This window comes from Micromonospora sp. LOL_013 (genome assembly GCF_048060315.1).
GTDB lineage: Bacteria > Actinomycetota > Actinomycetes > Mycobacteriales > Micromonosporaceae > Micromonospora_E.
Map to the genome: position 1 here is coordinate 166,507 of NZ_JBHMIQ010000001.1, position 16,366 is coordinate 182,872.

The following is a 16,366-nucleotide window of genomic DNA, read 5'->3' on the forward strand; positions in this document are numbered from 1 at the left end:
GGAGTTGGGCCGGCTCAAAGGACGTCGAGAACGGCGCGTAGCAGCCGGTTGACCTCGACCAACTCGGCTGGGCTCAGCCGGCCGACGCGCTCGCCGATCGCCTTCTCGGCGTCAACGGCACGCAGTTGGTCCAGCATGAGTCGGGTTGGCTCGCCGCGCACGGTGACCTCGGGCCGGAACACGTACGGGTGGGCTGAGGTGGAGGTAGGAGCGACGATCGTCGTTGACAGGTTGAGATCGTCGGACTGCACCACCACGGCGTACCGCGCTCCTTTTTGCTCGTGACCGACGGCGTCGCGGGGTGCGCGCAGCCGGTAAACGTCACCACGCACTGAGCTCGTCCATCTCAGCCTGTACCCGGCGAACCTCCGCGAGGTCGTCGATGTTGCCACGAGCGTGCTCCGCGTCGGCCCGCATCTTCGCCCTCAGCGCCTGGTCGGCGTGCTCATCTAGAAGCCGCGTGATGACCTCGTCAATCGGCGCGTCGCCGAACTCTTCCGTGCGGGTCCGCATCAGCCGGTCGCGAGTGGCCGTGCTGACCCGGATCGTCGTCGTCGCCATGCAGAGAATTCTACGTATCAGGCTACTTCTCGTCTACACCACAGGTCTACTTCCTCCGGCTGCTTGCCGATCCGCTAGCGGATGGATCGGCGGGTCGGCTGGTGGTGCAGCGGTTACCAGGCGGTAATGATGGCGGGATGCGGTACGACGTAGTCGTGATTGGGTCCGGGTTCGGCGGCAGTGTCGCCGCGCAGCGGCTCGCCGAGAAGGGCTACTCGGTGCTGGTGCTGGAGGCCGGTCAACGCTTCGCCGACCACGAACTGCCGCGCACCTCTTGGCGGGTGCGACGGTTCCTGTGGATGCCGGCGCTCGGCTGCTACGGAATCCAGCGCATCACCCTGCTGCGCCCGGCCGCCCGACGCGGAGCAGCCCGGGTACGCGCAGGAGGAACAGGTACAGGGGAGACACCTACGGAGGAGAGTAGCGGCCGGGCCGGGGTGCTGGTGCTGTCCGGAGCCGGCGTCGGCGGCGGGTCGCTGGTGTACGCCAACACGCTCTACGAGCCGCCGGACGACTTCTACGCCGACCCGCAGTGGTCCGGCATCACCGACTGGCGGGCCGAACTCGCCCCGCACTACGCCCGCGCAAAGCAGATGCTCGGCGTCGTCGACTATCCGCGTACCACCGCCGCCGACGGGGCGATGCGGGCGGTCGCCGACCGGATGGGCGCCGCCGACACGTTCCGGTCCACCCCGGTCGCCGTCTACCTCGGTCGTCCCGGTGAGCGGGTCGCCGACCCGTACTTCGGTGGGGCCGGGCCGGACCGGGTCGGCTGCACCCACTGCGGTTCCTGCTTGACCGGTTGCCGGGTCGGTGCCAAGAACTCGCTGCCGAAGAACTACCTGTGGTTCGCCGAACGGGCCGGAGCGCACATCCGGCCGCTGACCACGGTCGTCGGGCTGCGGCCGGGTCCGGACGGTGCCGGCTACCTGGTCGACGTACGCCGTACCGGTGCCTGGGTCGGCGGCCGGCAGACGATCACCGCCGACCAGGTGGTGCTCGCCGCCGGGGCGCTCGGCACCCAACGGCTCCTGCACGCCGCCCGCGCCACCGGCGCGCTGCCGGCGATCTCCGCCCGGATCGGCACCCTGACCCGGACCAACTCGGAGGCGATCCTCGGCGTGTCTGTCCCCCGCCGGGCCGCCCGCCGCCGCGCCCTCGACTTCACCGACGGGGTGGCGATCACCAGCTCGTTCCACCCGGAGCCGGGCACCCACGTCGAGCCGGTGCGCTACGGCGAAGGGTCCAACCTGATGGGGCTGCTGCAGTCGGCGCTGGTGGCCGGCGGGCCGCGCCGGGTACGCCGCTGGCTGGCCGCGCTGGCCGGCCGGCCCCGGGAGACGGCGCGGCTGCTGTCGGTACGGGACTGGTCGCGGCGGACCATTGTGGCGCTGGTGATGCAGTCGGTGGACAACTCGCTGACCACATACCTCCGACGCGGCCGGCTGGTCGCCGGGCACGGGCACGGCCGACCCAACCCGAGCTGGATCCCGACCGGTCACCGGGCGGTGCGGCTGCTCGCCGACGAGATCGGCGGCATCCCGGGCGGCGCGGTCACCGAGCCCTTCGACGTGCCGATGACCGCCCACATCCTGGGCGGGGCGGTGATCGGGGCCACCCGCGCGGACGGCGTCGTCGACGCGTACCACCGGGTTTTCGGTTGTCCGGGCCTGCATGTGGTCGACGGCGCGGCGGTGCCGGCGAACCTGGGGGTGAACCCGTCGCTGACCATTGTCGCGCTCGCCGAGCGGGCGATGGCCCACTGGCCGGTCAAGGGCGCACCGGACCGCCGCCCGCCGGCGAGCTGAGCCGCGACCCTGAACCATCGTCGGGACGGTTCGGCGACGGTCGGTAGGCTCCGGAGCATGAGCACGCCGCGTCCGGTCCTGGTGGTGGACTTCGGAGCCCAGTACGCCCAGCTGATCGCCCGTCGGGTGCGCGAGGCCAAGGTCTACTCGGAGATCGTCCCGCACGACATGCCGGTGGCCGAGATGATGGCCAAGGAGCCGGCCGCGATCATCCTGTCCGGCGGCCCGGCCAGCGTCTACGCCGACGGTGCCCCGCAGGTCGACCCGAAGCTGTTCGACGGTGGGGTGCCGGTCTTCGGCATCTGCTACGGCTTCCAGGCGATGGCGCTGGCGCTCGGCGGCACGGTCGCGCACACCGGCAACCGGGAGTACGGCGGCACCCCGCTGGCCGCCCGCCCCGAGGCCGCAGTGCTGCTGCGGGAACTGCCGACCGAGATCCCGGTGTGGATGAGTCACGGTGACTGCGTGACCGCCGCGCCGGAAGGGTTCACGGTCACCGCCGGTTCGGCCGGGGCGCCGGTCGCCGCGTTCGAGGATCTCGCCGGCCGGCGGGCCGGCGTGCAGTTCCATCCGGAGGTGGGGCACACCGCGCACGGCCAGCTGATGCTGACCCGCTTCCTGTACGACATCGCCGGCATCGAGCCGACCTGGACGCCGCAGAACATCATCGACGAGCAGGTGGCCCGGATCCGCGAGCAGGTCGGTGCCAAGGAGGTCATCTGCGGGCTGTCCGGCGGGGTCGATTCGGCGGTCGCCGCCGCGTTGGTGCACCGGGCTGTCGGCGACCAGTTGACCTGTGTCTTCGTCGATCACGGGCTGCTGCGGGCGGGGGAGGCCGAGCAGGTCGAGTCGGACTACGTCGCCGCGACCGGGATCAAGTTGAAGGTGGTCGACGCCACCGACCAGTTCCTCGGTGCGTTGGCCGGAGTGACCGACCCGGAGCAGAAGCGCAGGATCATCGGTCGGGAGTTCATCCGGGTCTTCGAGGCGGCGGCCCGCGAGGTGGCCGCCGCCGGTGACGTCGAGTTCCTGGTGCAGGGCACCCTCTACCCGGACGTGGTGGAGTCCGGCGGTGGCACCGGCACCGCCAACATCAAGTCGCACCACAACGTCGGCGGGCTGCCCGACGACCTGCAGTTCGCCCTGGTCGAGCCGCTGCGCACGCTGTTCAAGGACGAGGTGCGGGCGCTCGGCCGGCAACTCGGCCTGCCGGAGGCGATGGTCTGGCGGCACCCGTTCCCCGGCCCGGGTCTGGCGATCCGGATCATCGGCGCGGTCGACCGGCCGCGCCTGGACCTGCTGCGCGCCGCCGATCTGATCGCCCGCGAGGAGCTGACCGCCGCCGGGTTGGACCGTGACGTCTGGCAGTTCCCGGTGGTGCTGCTGGCCGACGTGCGCAGTGTCGGGGTGCAGGGCGACGGGCGCAGCTACGGTCACCCGGTGGTGCTGCGTCCGGTGTCCAGTGAGGATGCGATGACCGCCGACTGGTCCCGGCTGCCGTACGAGGTGATCGGCCGGATCTCCACCCGGATCACCAACGAGGTGCCCGAGGTGAACCGGGTGGTGCTGGACGTGACCAGCAAGCCGCCGGGCACCATCGAGTGGGAGTGAGCTGACTGGTCAGTCGGTGGGACCAGCTCTGTGCGGCCGGGTCGGTTCGGTGCCGGGCCAGGGTGGCGCGGTCGGCGGCTCCTCCGGCATCAGGAACCAGATCACCGGGTAGGTCAGCGCGGCCAAACCGCCGGTCAGTACGGTGGCCACCGCGAAGATCACCCGGACCAGGGTGGGGTCGGTGTCGAAGTAGCGGCCGAGGCCGCTCGCGACACCGGCGATCATGCGGTCCGTGGTGGGTCGCCGAAGCTGCTTGTACGGGGCCTGAGCTGTGGGGTTCTGGGAGGTCGTCATGCTTCAACGGTCCGCGCGGCGGTCCTCGGCGACCTCGGTGACCTCCCGGATCAATACCCTGATCCGTCCCGGAATGCGGCTCTAGGTAGTCAAGCAGTTACCTAGAATACTGTCGCCAATCTGACAGTCGTCCGCGCCGACTGGCCACTTGCGGGCAGAATTCTGACTCGTGACTCCCGCCCTAGAGCCGCTTCGCAGGATCGCGGCATACGCTGTCTGTGCCGATTCGGAGGACCGGGTTCTGCTGGTCCGCGCCTCTCCGCGCTCCGGTACACCCGGGGTGTGGTCGCTGCCGGGAGGAGCAGTGGACCACGGGGAGGATCCCAACCACACCGTCGTCCGGGAGACCGCCGCGGAAACTGGCATTTCGGTCGCGGTCACCGGGTTGCGGGACGTCCTCGCCGACATGCGCTCCCTTCCCCGGCGCGGCATCACCCTGCACACCGACCGGTTGATCTACGACGCGTCGATCCGTGGCGGACAGATCTGCCACCGGATCAACCAGCCCACCGACCTCGCCCGGTGGTGCAGTCTGGACGAGGCGAAACAGTTGCCGCTGCGTCCGTTCACCGCCAGCGCTCTCGGCCTGCCGCCGGAGACGATCGACCTGCGGCCGGACACCGCTCCCGACTTCCCGTCGTTCTACGCCGTACCGGGGCCGGACGGGCTGCACCGGGCGCAACGGTTCGCGGCGTACGCGGTCGCCACCGACCCGGCCCGGCGGGTCCTGCTGACCCGGATCGCGCCCGGCTACCCGGGTGCCGGTCGGTGGCATCTGCCCGGCGGTGGCACCGACTACGGCGAGCAGCCCGGCACGGCGCTGATCCGCGAGCTGGTCGAGGAGACCGGCCAGCGTGGCCGGCTGGTCCGGCTGCTCGGCGTGGCCAGCCACCGGGACGCGGCTTCGCTCGGTCCGGAGGGTTACCCGATCGACTGGCACGGGGTGCGCGCTTTCTACCAGGTTGAGGTGGACCGCCCGTCCCTGCCGATCGTCACTGACATCGGTGGGTCGACCTCGGAGGCCCGCTGGTTCGCCCGGACGGATCTGGCAGCCATCCGATCGGAGCTGACCGAGGTGACCGCCGAGGCGGTCGGAGCCGCCCGGCTGGTCTGACCCTGACCCCGGCGGTGCCTCCGACGCTCGGCGGCGCCGCCGGGAAGGCGTGGTCGTGCTGGCTCCAGCTAGCACTGCTTGCTTGAGCTAGCGTATCGCAGTGAGTAGGTGACCGGTTTGGCCCGGACGAACCGGCATAACTCAGACTGATCTCTCGCCATCCCGCGTCGGCTGTGCAATGGTGTAGGCCGCATAATCGGGCGTCCGGCGCAAGTTGCGCGGGACGACCGACCGATGATGGAGGGATCCGTGGCGAGAGCCCCGTGGCGGCGGCGGCGCACGACTGACAGTCCCCGGCCGGCAGGACGTCGATGGGCGGGCCGGGGATGGACCGGTCCGCTTCGTCGTAGTGGCAGTCTGGCCCGCCAGGTCCTGCTGGTGCGGGTCGGCCGAAGCGGCCGCGACCGGCTCCGGTTCGGCCGGCGGTCGGCGGACTCCGTCGGACGATACCGGGTCGACCCGCTGACGGCGGCCGAGATCGCCACGATCGCTCCGCTCAGCCCGGCGGTCGGTCCGGTCGGTCCGGCACCTGCAACCGGCGTCGAGCACCACCCGATCACCCCCGCCGACCACACCGCCACGGCGGTCAGCCGGCCCAGCGGGCTGCGGCCGGCTCCCGTACCGCTGCTGCCCGGCACCCCGACAGCGGCCCGGCGGGCCGGATTCGTGCTGGTCAACTCGACCACGCTGGCCAGCCTCACGCTCGGCCTCACCGCCATCTTTCTGGCCATGGAAGGCGATGTCCGCACGGCTGCGGCCTGCCTGATCGCCTGCGTGGTCTTCGACGGACTCGACGGGGCGCTGGCCCGCCGGCTTGGGGTGGCGAGCCCGTTCGGCGCGCAGATGGACTCACTCGCCGACATGTGCTCGTTCGGGCTGGCCGCCCCGGTCGTCGTCTACGCCTCGCTGGCCGGCTCGGTGTCCACCACCGCCGCGGCGGTCGCCTGCGCCCTGGTCGCCGGCTGCGCAGCGATCCGGCTGGCCCGGTTCAACGTGTCGCCGTGCGACGGCCGGTTCTTCACCGGCGTACCGACCACACTGGCCGCCGCCGTCCTCGGTCTCGGCGTGCTGATCGACGTCCCGATCCCCGGCGGTGCGCAGTTGGCGGTCGTGGCGCTGCTGGCCTTCGCGATGGTCTCCAGTTTCCCGTACGCGAAGCTGGCCCGGCTGATCAAGCTGCCGCCGTGGCTGTGGGTCGTGCCGGTGGTCGGCGCGTTGATCGACGCGCGGCTGACCTTCGGCCTGACCGTGCTCGCCTACCTGGTGAGCGGGCCGTTGCTCTGGCTGCACCAGCGGCGGGCCACCTGACCCAGGGTCAGCGCCAGCGGGCGATCACCGAGCTGCCACCGGCCACCCGGTCACCCGGCCCGACCAGCGCCTCGGCGGCGTCCGCCGGCAGGTAGACGTCGGTGCGTGAACCGAACCTGATCAGCCCGAACCGCTCACCCTTGGCGAGCAGGCTGCCAACCGGGGCGCGGTGCACGATCCGTCGGGCCACCATCCCAGTACGCTGCGCAACGATCACCCGCCCACGGGGGGTCTCCAGCACCGTGTACGCGGCGACGTTGTGCTCGGCGGCCGGCTGCATCGCGGCGGCGAAACCTCCGTCGGTGACGAAGTGGTCGACCACCCGGCCGGCGACCGGACTGCGGTTGACGTGCACGTCGAGCACCGAGAGGAAGACCGCGATCCGTAGGAACCCGGTGGCACCGAGCCGTTCGTCGTGCACCCGTTCCACCGACAGCACCCGGCCGTCGCTCGCCGCGACCACGGCGGCCGGGTCCTCCGGTACGTCGCGTTGCGGGTCGCGGAAGAACGCGGCGACCGGACCGGCGGCCAACGCCGGCAGCAGCCAGAGCCGGCTCTTCGGCCGGGCCAGCCGGGTCGCGGCGGCCAGCCCGAGGGCGATCCCGGCGGCGGCCACGCCGCTGGAGTCGATGTGCATCCCCCGGGTCAGCGGAACGCTGCTGGTCCGGAACGCCGGCCCCAGCTTGGCGGCCCGGTCGACCGGTGCCGGGGTGAATCGCAGCCGGTGCACCCGCAGCGGCGGGACGTTGCGCAGCACCAGGTCGCTGCCGACGCCGAAGAGCGCCGCCTGCCGATCCAACTCGGCGGCCGCACCGGAGGTGCCGCCCGGCAGCGCCGCGGCGGCCACGGACAGTACGGCGCCTTCGGCGAGGTACTTGCCGTAGCCGTCGATCATCGTGCGGGCCTGTTCACCACTTCCGGTGAGGACGGCTCCGACGATCAGCAGATCGGCCGGGTCGGCGGCCGACACCGTCTCGATCACCCGGACCCGTTCGTCGACCCACGGGCCGTGACCGGCGATCTCCGCCCGCAGTTGTGCCGTCTGGTCGACGCTGCCCGGCACCACGGTCATCGTGTCGCCGGGCAGCAGTGCGTCGATGGCGGCGTCGATCACCCTCGCTCCCGGAACCACCCCGACCAGCAGGACGTGCTTCGCCACGTTGTCCCGGGCGAGTTCGGCGGTCAGTGCCCGGGCGGCGCGCTCGCCGATGTCGACGCGGGTGCGAAGCACGGAAGCGACTGGTACGGGGGTATCGGACATGGCGGACGGGCTCCTCGCGGCAATGGTGGGACGCGGACCCAGCATAGGTGCACCACCGGTGGGCTGCAGCGGGCCGTCAACCACCCGACCCGCTGGGCCGGGTGGCCGGCTCGGCGGCCGTCGGGGAATCGGACGTCGGCTCGTCGGGCGCGGGCTCGTCGGGCGCGGGCTCGCCGGGCGCGGCGGTGACGGGCGTCCGGGCGTGGGCGTCCGCCGGTCCGGCGCTGTGCTCGTCAACGTCCGCCGGCCCGTTGTCCTGGCCAGCGGTGCCAGCAGGAGGTTCGCGGCGGCCGGACCGCAGAGCACCGACCAACCCGAGTACGCCGATCAGGATCAGCCCGCCGGCGACGATCCAGCCGACTCGAGGCAGCGGTACGTTGACTGACTGGGCGATCAACCACCAGCCGGCGATCAGGAGGAAGATCAGCCCGAAGGTGAGGGAGACGCCGTCGGTGCGATGCCGTTTCATCGGATGACCTCCAAGTCGCCAGCGTTGATTTCGATCCGCAGGGTGAGCCGGCCGCCGCCGGTGCCGTCCGATCCGAGGTCCTCCACGACGCGGCTGCCCTGCTCGAAGCCGTCCCAGCGGTGGCCGAGCACGGACGCGTTGCCGGCGTTCATGTCGGTCTCGGTCCGGACGTCGACCTCGTCCGGCAGGTAGACGCGGAGTTTGCCGAACGACAGCGAGACGGTTAGGTTCTTCTGCCGGTCGGTGAAGTCCACGTTGCGCAGGTCCAGTACGGCGTCGCCGAATGTCGCCGCGTACCGCGAATCCACCTGGCCGTAGGATGCCGGTTTCCACACCACCGGCTCCGACGTGGCCTCCTTGGCCGACTCGACGAGGCTGGAGACACCGACTGCTGCGGCAGCCGTCAGACCCAGCGCGATGAGCCAGCGGGCCCGGCCGATCCAGGCCCCGACCAGCAGCCCGACCGCGATCGTGGCGAGTACCGCCGCGAAGTAGGCCGAGGGTGGCGTAGGCGCCAGGTCGGTCAGGTCGAGCGCGGCGACCAGCCCGAGCACCACGAAGATCATCGAAAAGGTGATGGTGCCCAGCCGGGACCGTTCCTTGCGGGGCCGTGGTGCGGCCGCTGGCGGTGGTGGCACTGGGTACGGCGGAACCGGAGGCGGTGGGGGGAACTGCCCTGGTGGCCCGCTACGACCGGCGTACGGGCCGTAGGGCGCGAACGGGGCCCGGTAGCCCCCGGCCGGTGGTGGCGGACCAACCGGCGGGTACACCGGCAGCGGGCGGGTCGGTGGGTCGTCCGGCCGCGGCTGGGCCAGCTGCCCGGCGGCGACCGGTACGGCTGCTCCAGCTGCTCCCGCTACCGGCGCGGGTGGCGGTGGTGGGCCGTACCCGTGCGGTGGTGGTGGGCCGTATCCCGGCGGTGCCGGCGCCGGGGGTCCGGCCGGTCGCGGGCCGTTCTCCCGGAAGCTGCGGTTGAGCAGCAACGCGCCGCCGATCAGCACCGCCGAGCCGAGCAGGACGGCCCGGAACCCGTCGGTGACGATGAAGCCGAACATGACAGCGGCGAGGATGCCGATCACCAGTACGACGACCGGTGAGGTGCTCGACCGGCCCCGGCCCAGCAGCCCTTCCACCGGCGAGGTGCTGTCCCCCTCACTCGGGGTGGCCAGCCACACCACCAGGTACACCAGGATGCCGATGCCGCCGAAGAAGCCGAGCACCGCCAGCAGCACCCGCCACAGGACCGGGTCGGTGTTCGTGGCCCGGCCGATAGCCCCGCACACCCCGGCCAGGTACCGGCCCTGACGCGGCCTGATCAATCCGTACCGCGAGGCGAGGGCCTCGGCCTGTGGTGGCGGTGGCGGCCAGCTGTACCCGGGGGCGTCCGTCGGCGGGGCCGACGCGGTCCCGTCGGCCGACTCGCCCGCTGTGCCGGGCTGCTGTACCGACTCGTCCGCCGGGCCGGGTTGCTGTGCCGACTCGTCCGCATGGTCGGGCGGCTGAGCCGGTCTGTTCGCTGGGTCGGGGGGCTGAGCCGGTCCACCTGGCTTGGTCGGGTCGTCGGTCATACTTGTGATCCTCCGTGCCCGGCTGTCCGCCCCGCCTCGGGAATCGACCCTGACGCCACCCTGACTTTCCAGACGGTGGTTGTCCGGGACGTCCCCGTGGTCGCGCGGGTCGTCGCCGTGTGACGATCGAATCCACCGGCCGAACTCGCCGGCCGAACTCACCGCCACCGGGCGCCGGCCAGATCGGCCGTCAGATCGTCCACGTCCCATCCGCCGAGGAGGCAGCGATCACTACCGCGATCGAGCCGCCACGTCTGTATCGCAGTCGCGAGCAGCGGGTGGTCGCCGGAGTCGCCGCCGGGATCGCCCACCACCTGCGACTGCCGGTGGTCGGCGTACGGGTGGCGTTCGTCGTACTGATCGGGTTCAGCGGACTCGGCGTGCTGCTCTACGCGGCGTTCTGGGCGGTGGTGCCACCAGCGACCGCCGGACCGCCGAAGCGTCGCGACCTGGGCGAACTACTGCCGTTCGTGGCGATCGGCCTCGGTATCATCCTGATCCAGGTGCTGGTCTTCGAGTCCAGCGGGGTGAGTGCCACCGCCGGCTGGCTGGTGGCGGTCATCGCGGTCGGGACCGGGATTATCTGGCACCAGTCGGCACCGGAACGGCGGCGCGCCTGGCGGGAGACCCTGCCGCAGGTGCCGTGGCTGGGTGCGGTGGTCGACGAGAGTGACCGCCGGGCCTTCCTGCTGCGGTTCATCGGCGGCGGGCTGCTGGTGGCGGTCGGCGTGATCGGGGTGGCCGCGGTGTATTCGCCCCGGGGCGACTTCGCCGCTGTCGTCAACGGCGTCATCTTCGCCCTGGTCGGTCTCGCCGGCGTCGGGGTGGTCACCGCCCCGGTGCTGTGGCGGACGTTCAACCAGTTGCGCGCCGAGCGGGAGGGCCGGGTCCGGGAGCAGGAGCGGGCCGAGCTCGCCGCGATGATCCACGACCAGGTGCTGCACACCCTGGCACTGATCCAGCGCAACGCCGGTGACCCGAAGACCGTGCAGCGGCTGGCCCGGGGCCAGGAGCGGACTCTGCGGAACTGGCTTTACAAGCCGACGGCCTCGCCGACCGAGCGGTTCGCGGCGGCGTTGGAGCAGGTCGCGGCCGAGGTGGAGGACACTTTCGGATTGTCCGTCGAGGCGGTCGTGGTGGGTGACCGGGGCACCGACGAGCGGGTCGGAGCGTTGGTGGCGGCGACCCGGGAGGCGCTGGTCAACGCGGCGCGGCACGCCGGGGTGCAGACCGTGTCGCTGTACGCGGAGGTGGAGCCGGAGCAGCTCAGCGTCTTCGTCCGGGACCGGGGCGCGGGCTTCGACCCGGCCCGGGTGGGGGAGCACCGGCACGGGGTGCGCGGCTCGATCGTCGGCCGGATGCGCCGGCACGGCGGTCGAGCCGAGATCATCAGTACGCCGGGGTCGGGCACCGAGGTCCGGCTGACGCTGCCGGTCGGGCCGGAGAGCCGGCAACCTGGAGAGGATGGCAGACATGAGTGAGCCGACCGGCCAGCCGGCGGCGGGTGGGGCACCGGGGCAGCCGGACGGACGGCGGTTGCGGGTCTTCCTGGTCGACGACCATGCGATGTTTCGCACCGGGGTCCGCGCCGAACTCGGTGCCCACGTGGATGTGGTGGGCGAGGCGAGCACGGTGGCCGAGGCGGTCAGCGGGATCGCCGCGGTCGGCCCGGACGTGGTGCTGCTCGACGTACACATGCCTGATGGTGGGGGACGGGCGGTGCTGGACGCGGTGCTGCGGGGCTCCGGCGTGGCGCGGCCGTCGGTGCGGTTCCTGGCGCTGAGCGTCTCGGATGCGGCGGAGGACGTGATCGGGCTGATCCGGGCGGGCGCCCGTGGGTACGTGACGAAGACGATCTCACCGGACGATCTGGCGGCGGCGATCCAACGGGTGGCCGACGGGGACGCGGTGTTCAGCCCCCGACTGGCCGGGTTCGTGCTGGACGCGTTCGCCTCCCGGTCGGACGCGCCGGTGGTGGATCCGGAGCTGGACCAGCTGACCAACCGGGAGCGGGAGGTGCTGCGGTTGCTCGCCCGGGGCTACGCCTACAAGGAGATCGCCAAGGAGCTGTTCATCTCGATCAAGACGGTCGAGACCCACGTCTCCAACGTGCTGCGCAAGCTGCAGATGTCGAACCGGTACGAACTGTCCAGATGGGCGGCGGACCGGCGGCTCATCTGACCGACCAGCGGACTTGCTCTATCTCCCGGATGGTGGGAACCTGGTTGGCGACCCATTCGGAGTCAATCAAGGCGGGCCTGGTTGTGGCCTCGCGGTGGGTCTGCTGCGGACTGATGGTAATCCTGAGGTTACGAGCCGGCAATTGCCGCCAATCCGGCATCCGGGCACCTCGGACAAGTGGTGGCTAATCGTATTGACTTGACATCCGAACGTGATGGAGGGGTCGCGGGGAAGGTCACACGAGGGCGTTTCTACTCTGCGGTAACAAGGGTTGTACAGTGGTTAGATGCCCAGGTCAGGGCGGTTCCGAGCGACGGTTGAGTGATCTTGACTGGAGTATCGGGGCCGTCCCGTCCGCGTATCACCTTGATAACGGCACCTTCACGCAACGGGCTACCTGGTGTCACAGTGTCAGTCACCTCACACCCCCCCGTGAGCGCCCTGAGGAGGCTCTCCCATGCGTGGGAAAACCCTAAAGATGGCGGTCGCAGCGACCGCCATCGCTCTGTTCGCCACCGCTTGCAGTAGCGACGGCGAAGACACCACGGAGAACAACAACTCCGGCGGTACGCTTCGCATCTATGCCTCGGAGCCGGCGTTCCTGCTGCCGTCCGCTGGTGACGACGAGCCGTCCATCCTGGTCATCCGCCAGCTCTACCGCGGTCTGGTCAAGTACAACGCCGAGACCGGTGAGCCGGAGAACGACCTCGCCGAGTCGATCGAGTCCGAGGACAACAAGACCTGGACCGTCACGCTCAAGGACGGCCACACCTTCGACAACGGTGAGCCGGTCAACGCCGACGCCTTCATCCGGGCGTGGAACTACACGGCGTACGGGCCCAACGCCCAGAACAACGCGTACTTCATGAAGCGCATCGTCGGCATCGACGAGGTCAGCGGCGAGGAGCCGGCGGCCGAGGAGCTCTCCGGCCTGCAGAAGGTCGACGAGCTGACCTTCACCGTCGAGCTGAAGGAGCCGTTCGCCGGCTTCCCGGCGATCGTCGGCTACTCCGGGTTCTTCCCGATGGCCGAGGCCTGCCTCGCGGACACCGACGCCTGCAACGAGACCCCGATCGGCAACGGTCCGTACCAGATCGAGGGCAGCTGGGAGCACGACCAGCGGATCCAGCTGGCGCGCAGCGAGACCTGGGCCGGTGAGGACAAGGGCGCGGCCGACGTCCTGGACTACAAGATCTACGCCGATGTGGACGCCGGCTACGCCGCCTTCCAGTCCGGTGAGCTGGACGTGATGTACACCATCCCGCCGGCGCGGTACCAGGAGGCCAAGCAGCAGTACGGCGACCGGATGTACGAGGCCCCCGGCGACAGCTTCACCTATGTCGGCTTCCCGACCTACGACGACCGCTTCGCCGACAAGCGGGTCCGGCAGGCCTTCTCGCTCGCCGTCGACCGGCAGGGCATCATCGACGCCGTCTTCGACGGCCGGTTCACCCCCGCCGAGGGCGTCGTGGCACCGACCTTCGACGGCTACCGCCCGGGTGTCTGCGAGTACTGCACCCAGGACGTCGACCGGGCCAAGGAGCTGCTGGAAGAGGCCGGCGGCTGGGACGGCGAGCCGCTGGTGCTGTGGGCCAACGCCGGTGCCGGTCACGAGCAGTGGCTGCAGGCGGTCGGCGACCAGCTGAAGGCCGCGCTGGGCATCGACTACGAACTGAAGGTCAACCTGCAGTTCCCCGAGTACCTGGCGACCGCCGACGACAAGAAGTTCACCGGCCCGTTCCGGCTCGGCTGGGGCCCGGACTACCCGGTGGTCGAGACCTACCTCTACCCGCTCTACGGCTCCGGTTCGGACAGCAACAGCTCGGGCTACAACAACCCCGACTTCGACGCGCTGATTGCCCAGGGCGACGCCGCGGCGGACCTCGAGGCGGCCATCCCGTTCTACAACCAGGCCGAGGACCTCATCGTCGAGGACATGCCGGTCATCCCGATGTGGTTCAGCAAGATCGCCGCGCTGTACGGCGAGAACGTGGACGAGTTCCACTGGAACAAGATCTCGGACGCTGAGTACGGCAAGATCACTCTGAAGAACTCCTGACCTGCGAGTCTGACTGATCAAGTCGTAACGCGACGTGGCGGCAACGGGAACTCCCACGAGGGGGCCTGTTGCCGCCACGTTTAGCGCCGAGAGGAGACCCCCCAGATGGGGCGCTACGTCATCCGACGGTTGCTCCAGTTCATCCCCACCGTGCTGGGCACCATGTTCCTACTGCACTACGTCACGTCGCTGGGCATCCAGTTCAGCGGCAACCCGGTCCGGGCGATCTTCGGCGACCGCAGGCCGACCGAAGCGCAGCTCGCCGCCATGACCGAGAAGCTCGGCTTCGGCGACCCCTGCCTGGAGCAGCCGGGCAACCCGTGCTTCGGTCTGTTCGTCGACCGCCTGCAGGACATCTTCCTGCGCTTCGACTTCGGCATCAACCTGCAGCAGGAGCCGGTCACCGAACTGGTCTCCCGGGCCCTGCCGCACACCCTCAAGCTGGTGCTCATCGCCATCGTCTTCGAGGCGGTCATCGGCATCTTCGCCGGCGTCCTGGCTGGCCTGCGTAACGGCAGCTTCTGGGACTACCTGGTGAAGATCTCCACAGTCTTCATCATCTCCGTGCCGATCTTCGTCCTCGGCGTCGTGGTCCGCCAGTACGTCGGCGTCGAGTTCGGCAACGTCCTGCGCGGGCAGGACTGGATACCGGAAGTGATCTCCCGTGGCGTCTTCGGCGCCGGGTTCATCGCCGACTACCCGACCGCCAGCCTGGTCATCCCCGGCATGGTGCTCGGCGCGGTCTCCCTGGCCACCACCGCCCGGCTCACCCGGACCAGCATCATGGAGAACATCCGGGCCGACTACGTGCGTACCGCCAAGGCCAAGGGTCTGGCGAACCGGCGGGTTATCGGCGTGCACACGCTGCGCAACTCGCTGATCCCGGTGATCACGTACCTCGGTGTCGACATCGGCTCGCTGATGGGCGGCGCGGTGGTCACCGAGCGGATCTTCAACGTACGCGGTATCGGATCGTTGGTAGCCCAGGCCGCCACCTCCGGTGAAGCCTCGGTGGCGATCGGCGTGGTGACCATGCTGGTCATGGTCTTCCTGCTGGTGAACCTGCTGGTGGACCTGCTTTACGCGGTCCTCGACCCGAGGATCCGCTATGAGTGATCGCAATGGACCGAACATCCGGCCCGGTGCCGTGTTGATCCACGGCGGACCGAGCGTAGCGAGGTGCCACCATGAGTGACCCGACCCATCCCACGGCCCCCGCCGGCGGCACCGAGGTGGCACCACCGCCACCCGACCCAGCTCCGGCTCCGGCCACCACCGAACGCAACGCCAGCCTGTGGGCCGACGCCCGGCGGCAACTGCTGCGTGACCCGGTCTTCATCGCCGCGTCGATCTACGTGCTGCTGGTCGCGTCGATGGCCGCCTTCCCCACCCTGTGGACCCGGCAGGACCCGCGCGCCTGTGACGTCCAGCGGACCCGGATCGCGCCCAGCTGGGAGCACCCGTTCGGGTTCAACAACCTGGGCTGCGACTACTACTCGCACGCCATCCACGGGGCCCGGCCGTCGCTGCAGATCGCGATCTTCGCCACGCTGGGCATCGTCCTTCTCGGCGGCACCGCCGGGCTGCTCGCCGGCTACTTCGGCGGCTGGGTGGACGCGATCATCTCGCGGATCACCGACATCTTCTTCTCGCTGCCGTTCCTGCTCGGTGCGATCGTGTTCCTGACCGTGATCAAGCAGCAGAACGTCTGGACGCTGGCCGCTGTCCTGATCGTGCTCGGCTGGACCACCATCGCCCGGATCATGCGGGGCAGCGTGCTGTCCTCCAAGGGCCTGGACTACGTGCAGGCGGCCAAGGCGATGGGGGCCGGGCACGGCCGGCTGATGTTCCGGCACATCCTGCCGAACGCGATCGCCCCGATGGTCGTCTACGCGACGATCACCCTCGGTGCGTTCGTCTCCGCCGAGGCGACGCTGACCTACCTCGGCGTCGGCCTGCAGCCACCGGAGGAGTCCTGGGGCATCATGATCTCCCAGCACCAGGTCTACTTCCTGGACCACCCGTGGCTGCTGCTCTTCCCGTGCGGGCTGCTGGTCGGCACGGTGCTCTCCTTCATCCTCATGGGCGACGCGCTGCGCGACGCCCTCGACCCGAAGCTGCGGTGAGGTGAG

General features: G+C 70.4%; 15 protein-coding genes. 9 read left to right on the forward strand and 6 right to left on the reverse strand.

Features of this window, described 5'->3' with window-relative positions; all coding sequences use genetic code 11:
- Positions 1–14 precede the first annotated feature (14 nt).
- On the reverse strand, positions 15–332 hold the full coding sequence (locus ACFHWS_RS00850) for a type II toxin-antitoxin system PemK/MazF family toxin (RefSeq protein WP_416567429.1): 318 nt from the start codon (positions 330–332) through the stop codon (positions 15–17).
- Positions 322–561 (reverse strand): hypothetical protein, encoded by a 240-nt coding sequence (locus ACFHWS_RS00855; protein ID WP_158632395.1) that lies wholly within the window; start codon positions 559–561, stop codon positions 322–324. Before ACFHWS_RS00855 ends, ACFHWS_RS00850 begins: the two co-directional genes overlap by 11 nt.
- Before the next feature lie 137 nt (positions 562–698).
- Between ACFHWS_RS00855 and ACFHWS_RS00860 the strand changes: the two genes are divergently transcribed.
- Together ACFHWS_RS00860 and guaA are read left to right on the forward strand one after the other, a co-directional pair.
- Positions 699–2,369: a GMC oxidoreductase gene (locus tag ACFHWS_RS00860; protein WP_416551344.1), complete on the forward strand. Its 1,671-nt coding sequence runs from the start codon at positions 699–701 to the stop codon at positions 2,367–2,369.
- 57 nt (positions 2,370–2,426) lie between these two features.
- Positions 2,427–3,980, forward strand: a complete 1,554-nt coding sequence (gene guaA / locus ACFHWS_RS00865) for a glutamine-hydrolyzing GMP synthase (RefSeq protein WP_416551345.1) — start codon at positions 2,427–2,429, stop codon at positions 3,978–3,980.
- A 9-nt stretch (positions 3,981–3,989) separates the two neighbouring features.
- Here the strand turns inward: guaA and ACFHWS_RS00870 are convergent, their stop codons facing one another.
- A complete protein-coding gene (locus ACFHWS_RS00870; protein ID WP_416551346.1) occupies positions 3,990–4,274 on the reverse strand; it encodes a PspC domain-containing protein in 285 nt (94 codons plus the stop codon).
- Between the two features lie 169 nt (positions 4,275–4,443).
- Between ACFHWS_RS00870 and ACFHWS_RS00875 the strand changes: the two genes are divergently transcribed.
- Both ACFHWS_RS00875 and ACFHWS_RS00880 read left to right on the forward strand, forming a co-directional pair.
- Positions 4,444–5,388, forward strand: a complete 945-nt coding sequence (locus tag ACFHWS_RS00875; RefSeq protein WP_282233585.1) for an NUDIX hydrolase — start codon at positions 4,444–4,446, stop codon at positions 5,386–5,388.
- Positions 5,389–5,637: 249 nt separating this feature from the next.
- Complete coding sequence (locus ACFHWS_RS00880) at positions 5,638–6,696, forward strand: CDP-alcohol phosphatidyltransferase family protein (protein WP_416567430.1); 1,059 nt, start codon at positions 5,638–5,640, stop codon at positions 6,694–6,696.
- Positions 6,697–6,703: 7 nt separating this feature from the next.
- Here the strand turns inward: ACFHWS_RS00880 and ACFHWS_RS00885 are convergent, their stop codons facing one another.
- The 3 genes from ACFHWS_RS00885 to ACFHWS_RS00895 form a co-directional block, all read right to left on the reverse strand.
- Positions 6,704–7,957, reverse strand: coding sequence for a phosphatidylserine decarboxylase (locus tag ACFHWS_RS00885; RefSeq protein WP_416567431.1), 1,254 nt, complete (start codon positions 7,955–7,957; stop codon positions 6,704–6,706).
- Positions 7,958–8,033: 76 nt separating this feature from the next.
- Positions 8,034–8,426 (reverse strand): hypothetical protein, encoded by a 393-nt coding sequence (locus ACFHWS_RS00890; protein ID WP_416567432.1) that lies wholly within the window; start codon positions 8,424–8,426, stop codon positions 8,034–8,036.
- A complete protein-coding gene (locus ACFHWS_RS00895) occupies positions 8,423–9,994 on the reverse strand; it encodes a PspC domain-containing protein (protein WP_416551351.1) in 1,572 nt (523 codons plus the stop codon). The genes ACFHWS_RS00890 and ACFHWS_RS00895 overlap by 4 nt, the downstream gene beginning before the upstream one ends.
- Positions 9,995–10,221: 227 nt before the next feature.
- Between ACFHWS_RS00895 and ACFHWS_RS00900 the strand changes: the two genes are divergently transcribed.
- From ACFHWS_RS00900 to ACFHWS_RS00920, 5 genes are all read left to right on the forward strand, one after another.
- Positions 10,222–11,475, forward strand: coding sequence for a PspC domain-containing protein (locus ACFHWS_RS00900; RefSeq protein WP_416551417.1), 1,254 nt, complete (start codon positions 10,222–10,224; stop codon positions 11,473–11,475).
- Positions 11,468–12,175 carry a LuxR C-terminal-related transcriptional regulator gene (locus tag ACFHWS_RS00905; RefSeq protein ID WP_416551352.1) on the forward strand — a complete coding sequence of 236 codons (708 nt, stop codon included), beginning with the start codon at positions 11,468–11,470 and terminating at the stop codon, positions 12,173–12,175. Before ACFHWS_RS00900 ends, ACFHWS_RS00905 begins: the two co-directional genes overlap by 8 nt.
- Positions 12,176–12,632: 457 nt before the next feature.
- Entirely contained in the window at positions 12,633–14,234 is a 1,602-nt protein-coding gene (locus ACFHWS_RS00910) for a peptide ABC transporter substrate-binding protein (RefSeq protein WP_416551353.1), read from the forward strand.
- 105 nt (positions 14,235–14,339) lie between these two features.
- Positions 14,340–15,350: an ABC transporter permease gene (locus tag ACFHWS_RS00915; RefSeq protein WP_416551354.1), complete on the forward strand. Its 1,011-nt coding sequence runs from the start codon at positions 14,340–14,342 to the stop codon at positions 15,348–15,350.
- A gap of 71 nt (positions 15,351–15,421) precedes the next feature.
- A complete protein-coding gene (locus ACFHWS_RS00920; protein WP_416551355.1) occupies positions 15,422–16,360 on the forward strand; it encodes an ABC transporter permease in 939 nt (312 codons plus the stop codon).
- Positions 16,361–16,366 lie beyond the last annotated feature (6 nt).

Bases quoted from the DNA above. Each gene is read 5' to 3' on its own strand.
- guaA (WP_416551345.1), top strand. From the start codon at position 2,427: ATGAGCACGCCGCGTCCGGTCCTGGTGGTGGACTTCGGAGCCCAGTAC.
- ACFHWS_RS00920 (WP_416551355.1), top strand. From the start codon at position 15,422: ATGAGTGACCCGACCCATCCCACGGCCCCCGCCGGCGGCACCGAGGTG.
- ACFHWS_RS00860 (WP_416551344.1), top strand. From the start codon at position 699: ATGCGGTACGACGTAGTCGTGATTGGGTCCGGGTTCGGCGGCAGTGTC.
- ACFHWS_RS00855 (WP_158632395.1), bottom strand. From the start codon at position 561: ATGGCGACGACGACGATCCGGGTCAGCACGGCCACTCGCGACCGGCTG.
- ACFHWS_RS00885 (WP_416567431.1), bottom strand. From the start codon at position 7,957: ATGTCCGATACCCCCGTACCAGTCGCTTCCGTGCTTCGCACCCGCGTC.
- ACFHWS_RS00910 (WP_416551353.1), top strand. From the start codon at position 12,633: ATGCGTGGGAAAACCCTAAAGATGGCGGTCGCAGCGACCGCCATCGCT.
- ACFHWS_RS00870 (WP_416551346.1), bottom strand. From the start codon at position 4,274: ATGACGACCTCCCAGAACCCCACAGCTCAGGCCCCGTACAAGCAGCTT.
- ACFHWS_RS00915 (WP_416551354.1), top strand. From the start codon at position 14,340: ATGGGGCGCTACGTCATCCGACGGTTGCTCCAGTTCATCCCCACCGTG.
- ACFHWS_RS00905 (WP_416551352.1), top strand. From the start codon at position 11,468: ATGAGTGAGCCGACCGGCCAGCCGGCGGCGGGTGGGGCACCGGGGCAG.
- ACFHWS_RS00890 (WP_416567432.1), bottom strand. From the start codon at position 8,426: ATGAAACGGCATCGCACCGACGGCGTCTCCCTCACCTTCGGGCTGATC.
- ACFHWS_RS00895 (WP_416551351.1), bottom strand. From the start codon at position 9,994: ATGACCGACGACCCGACCAAGCCAGGTGGACCGGCTCAGCCCCCCGAC.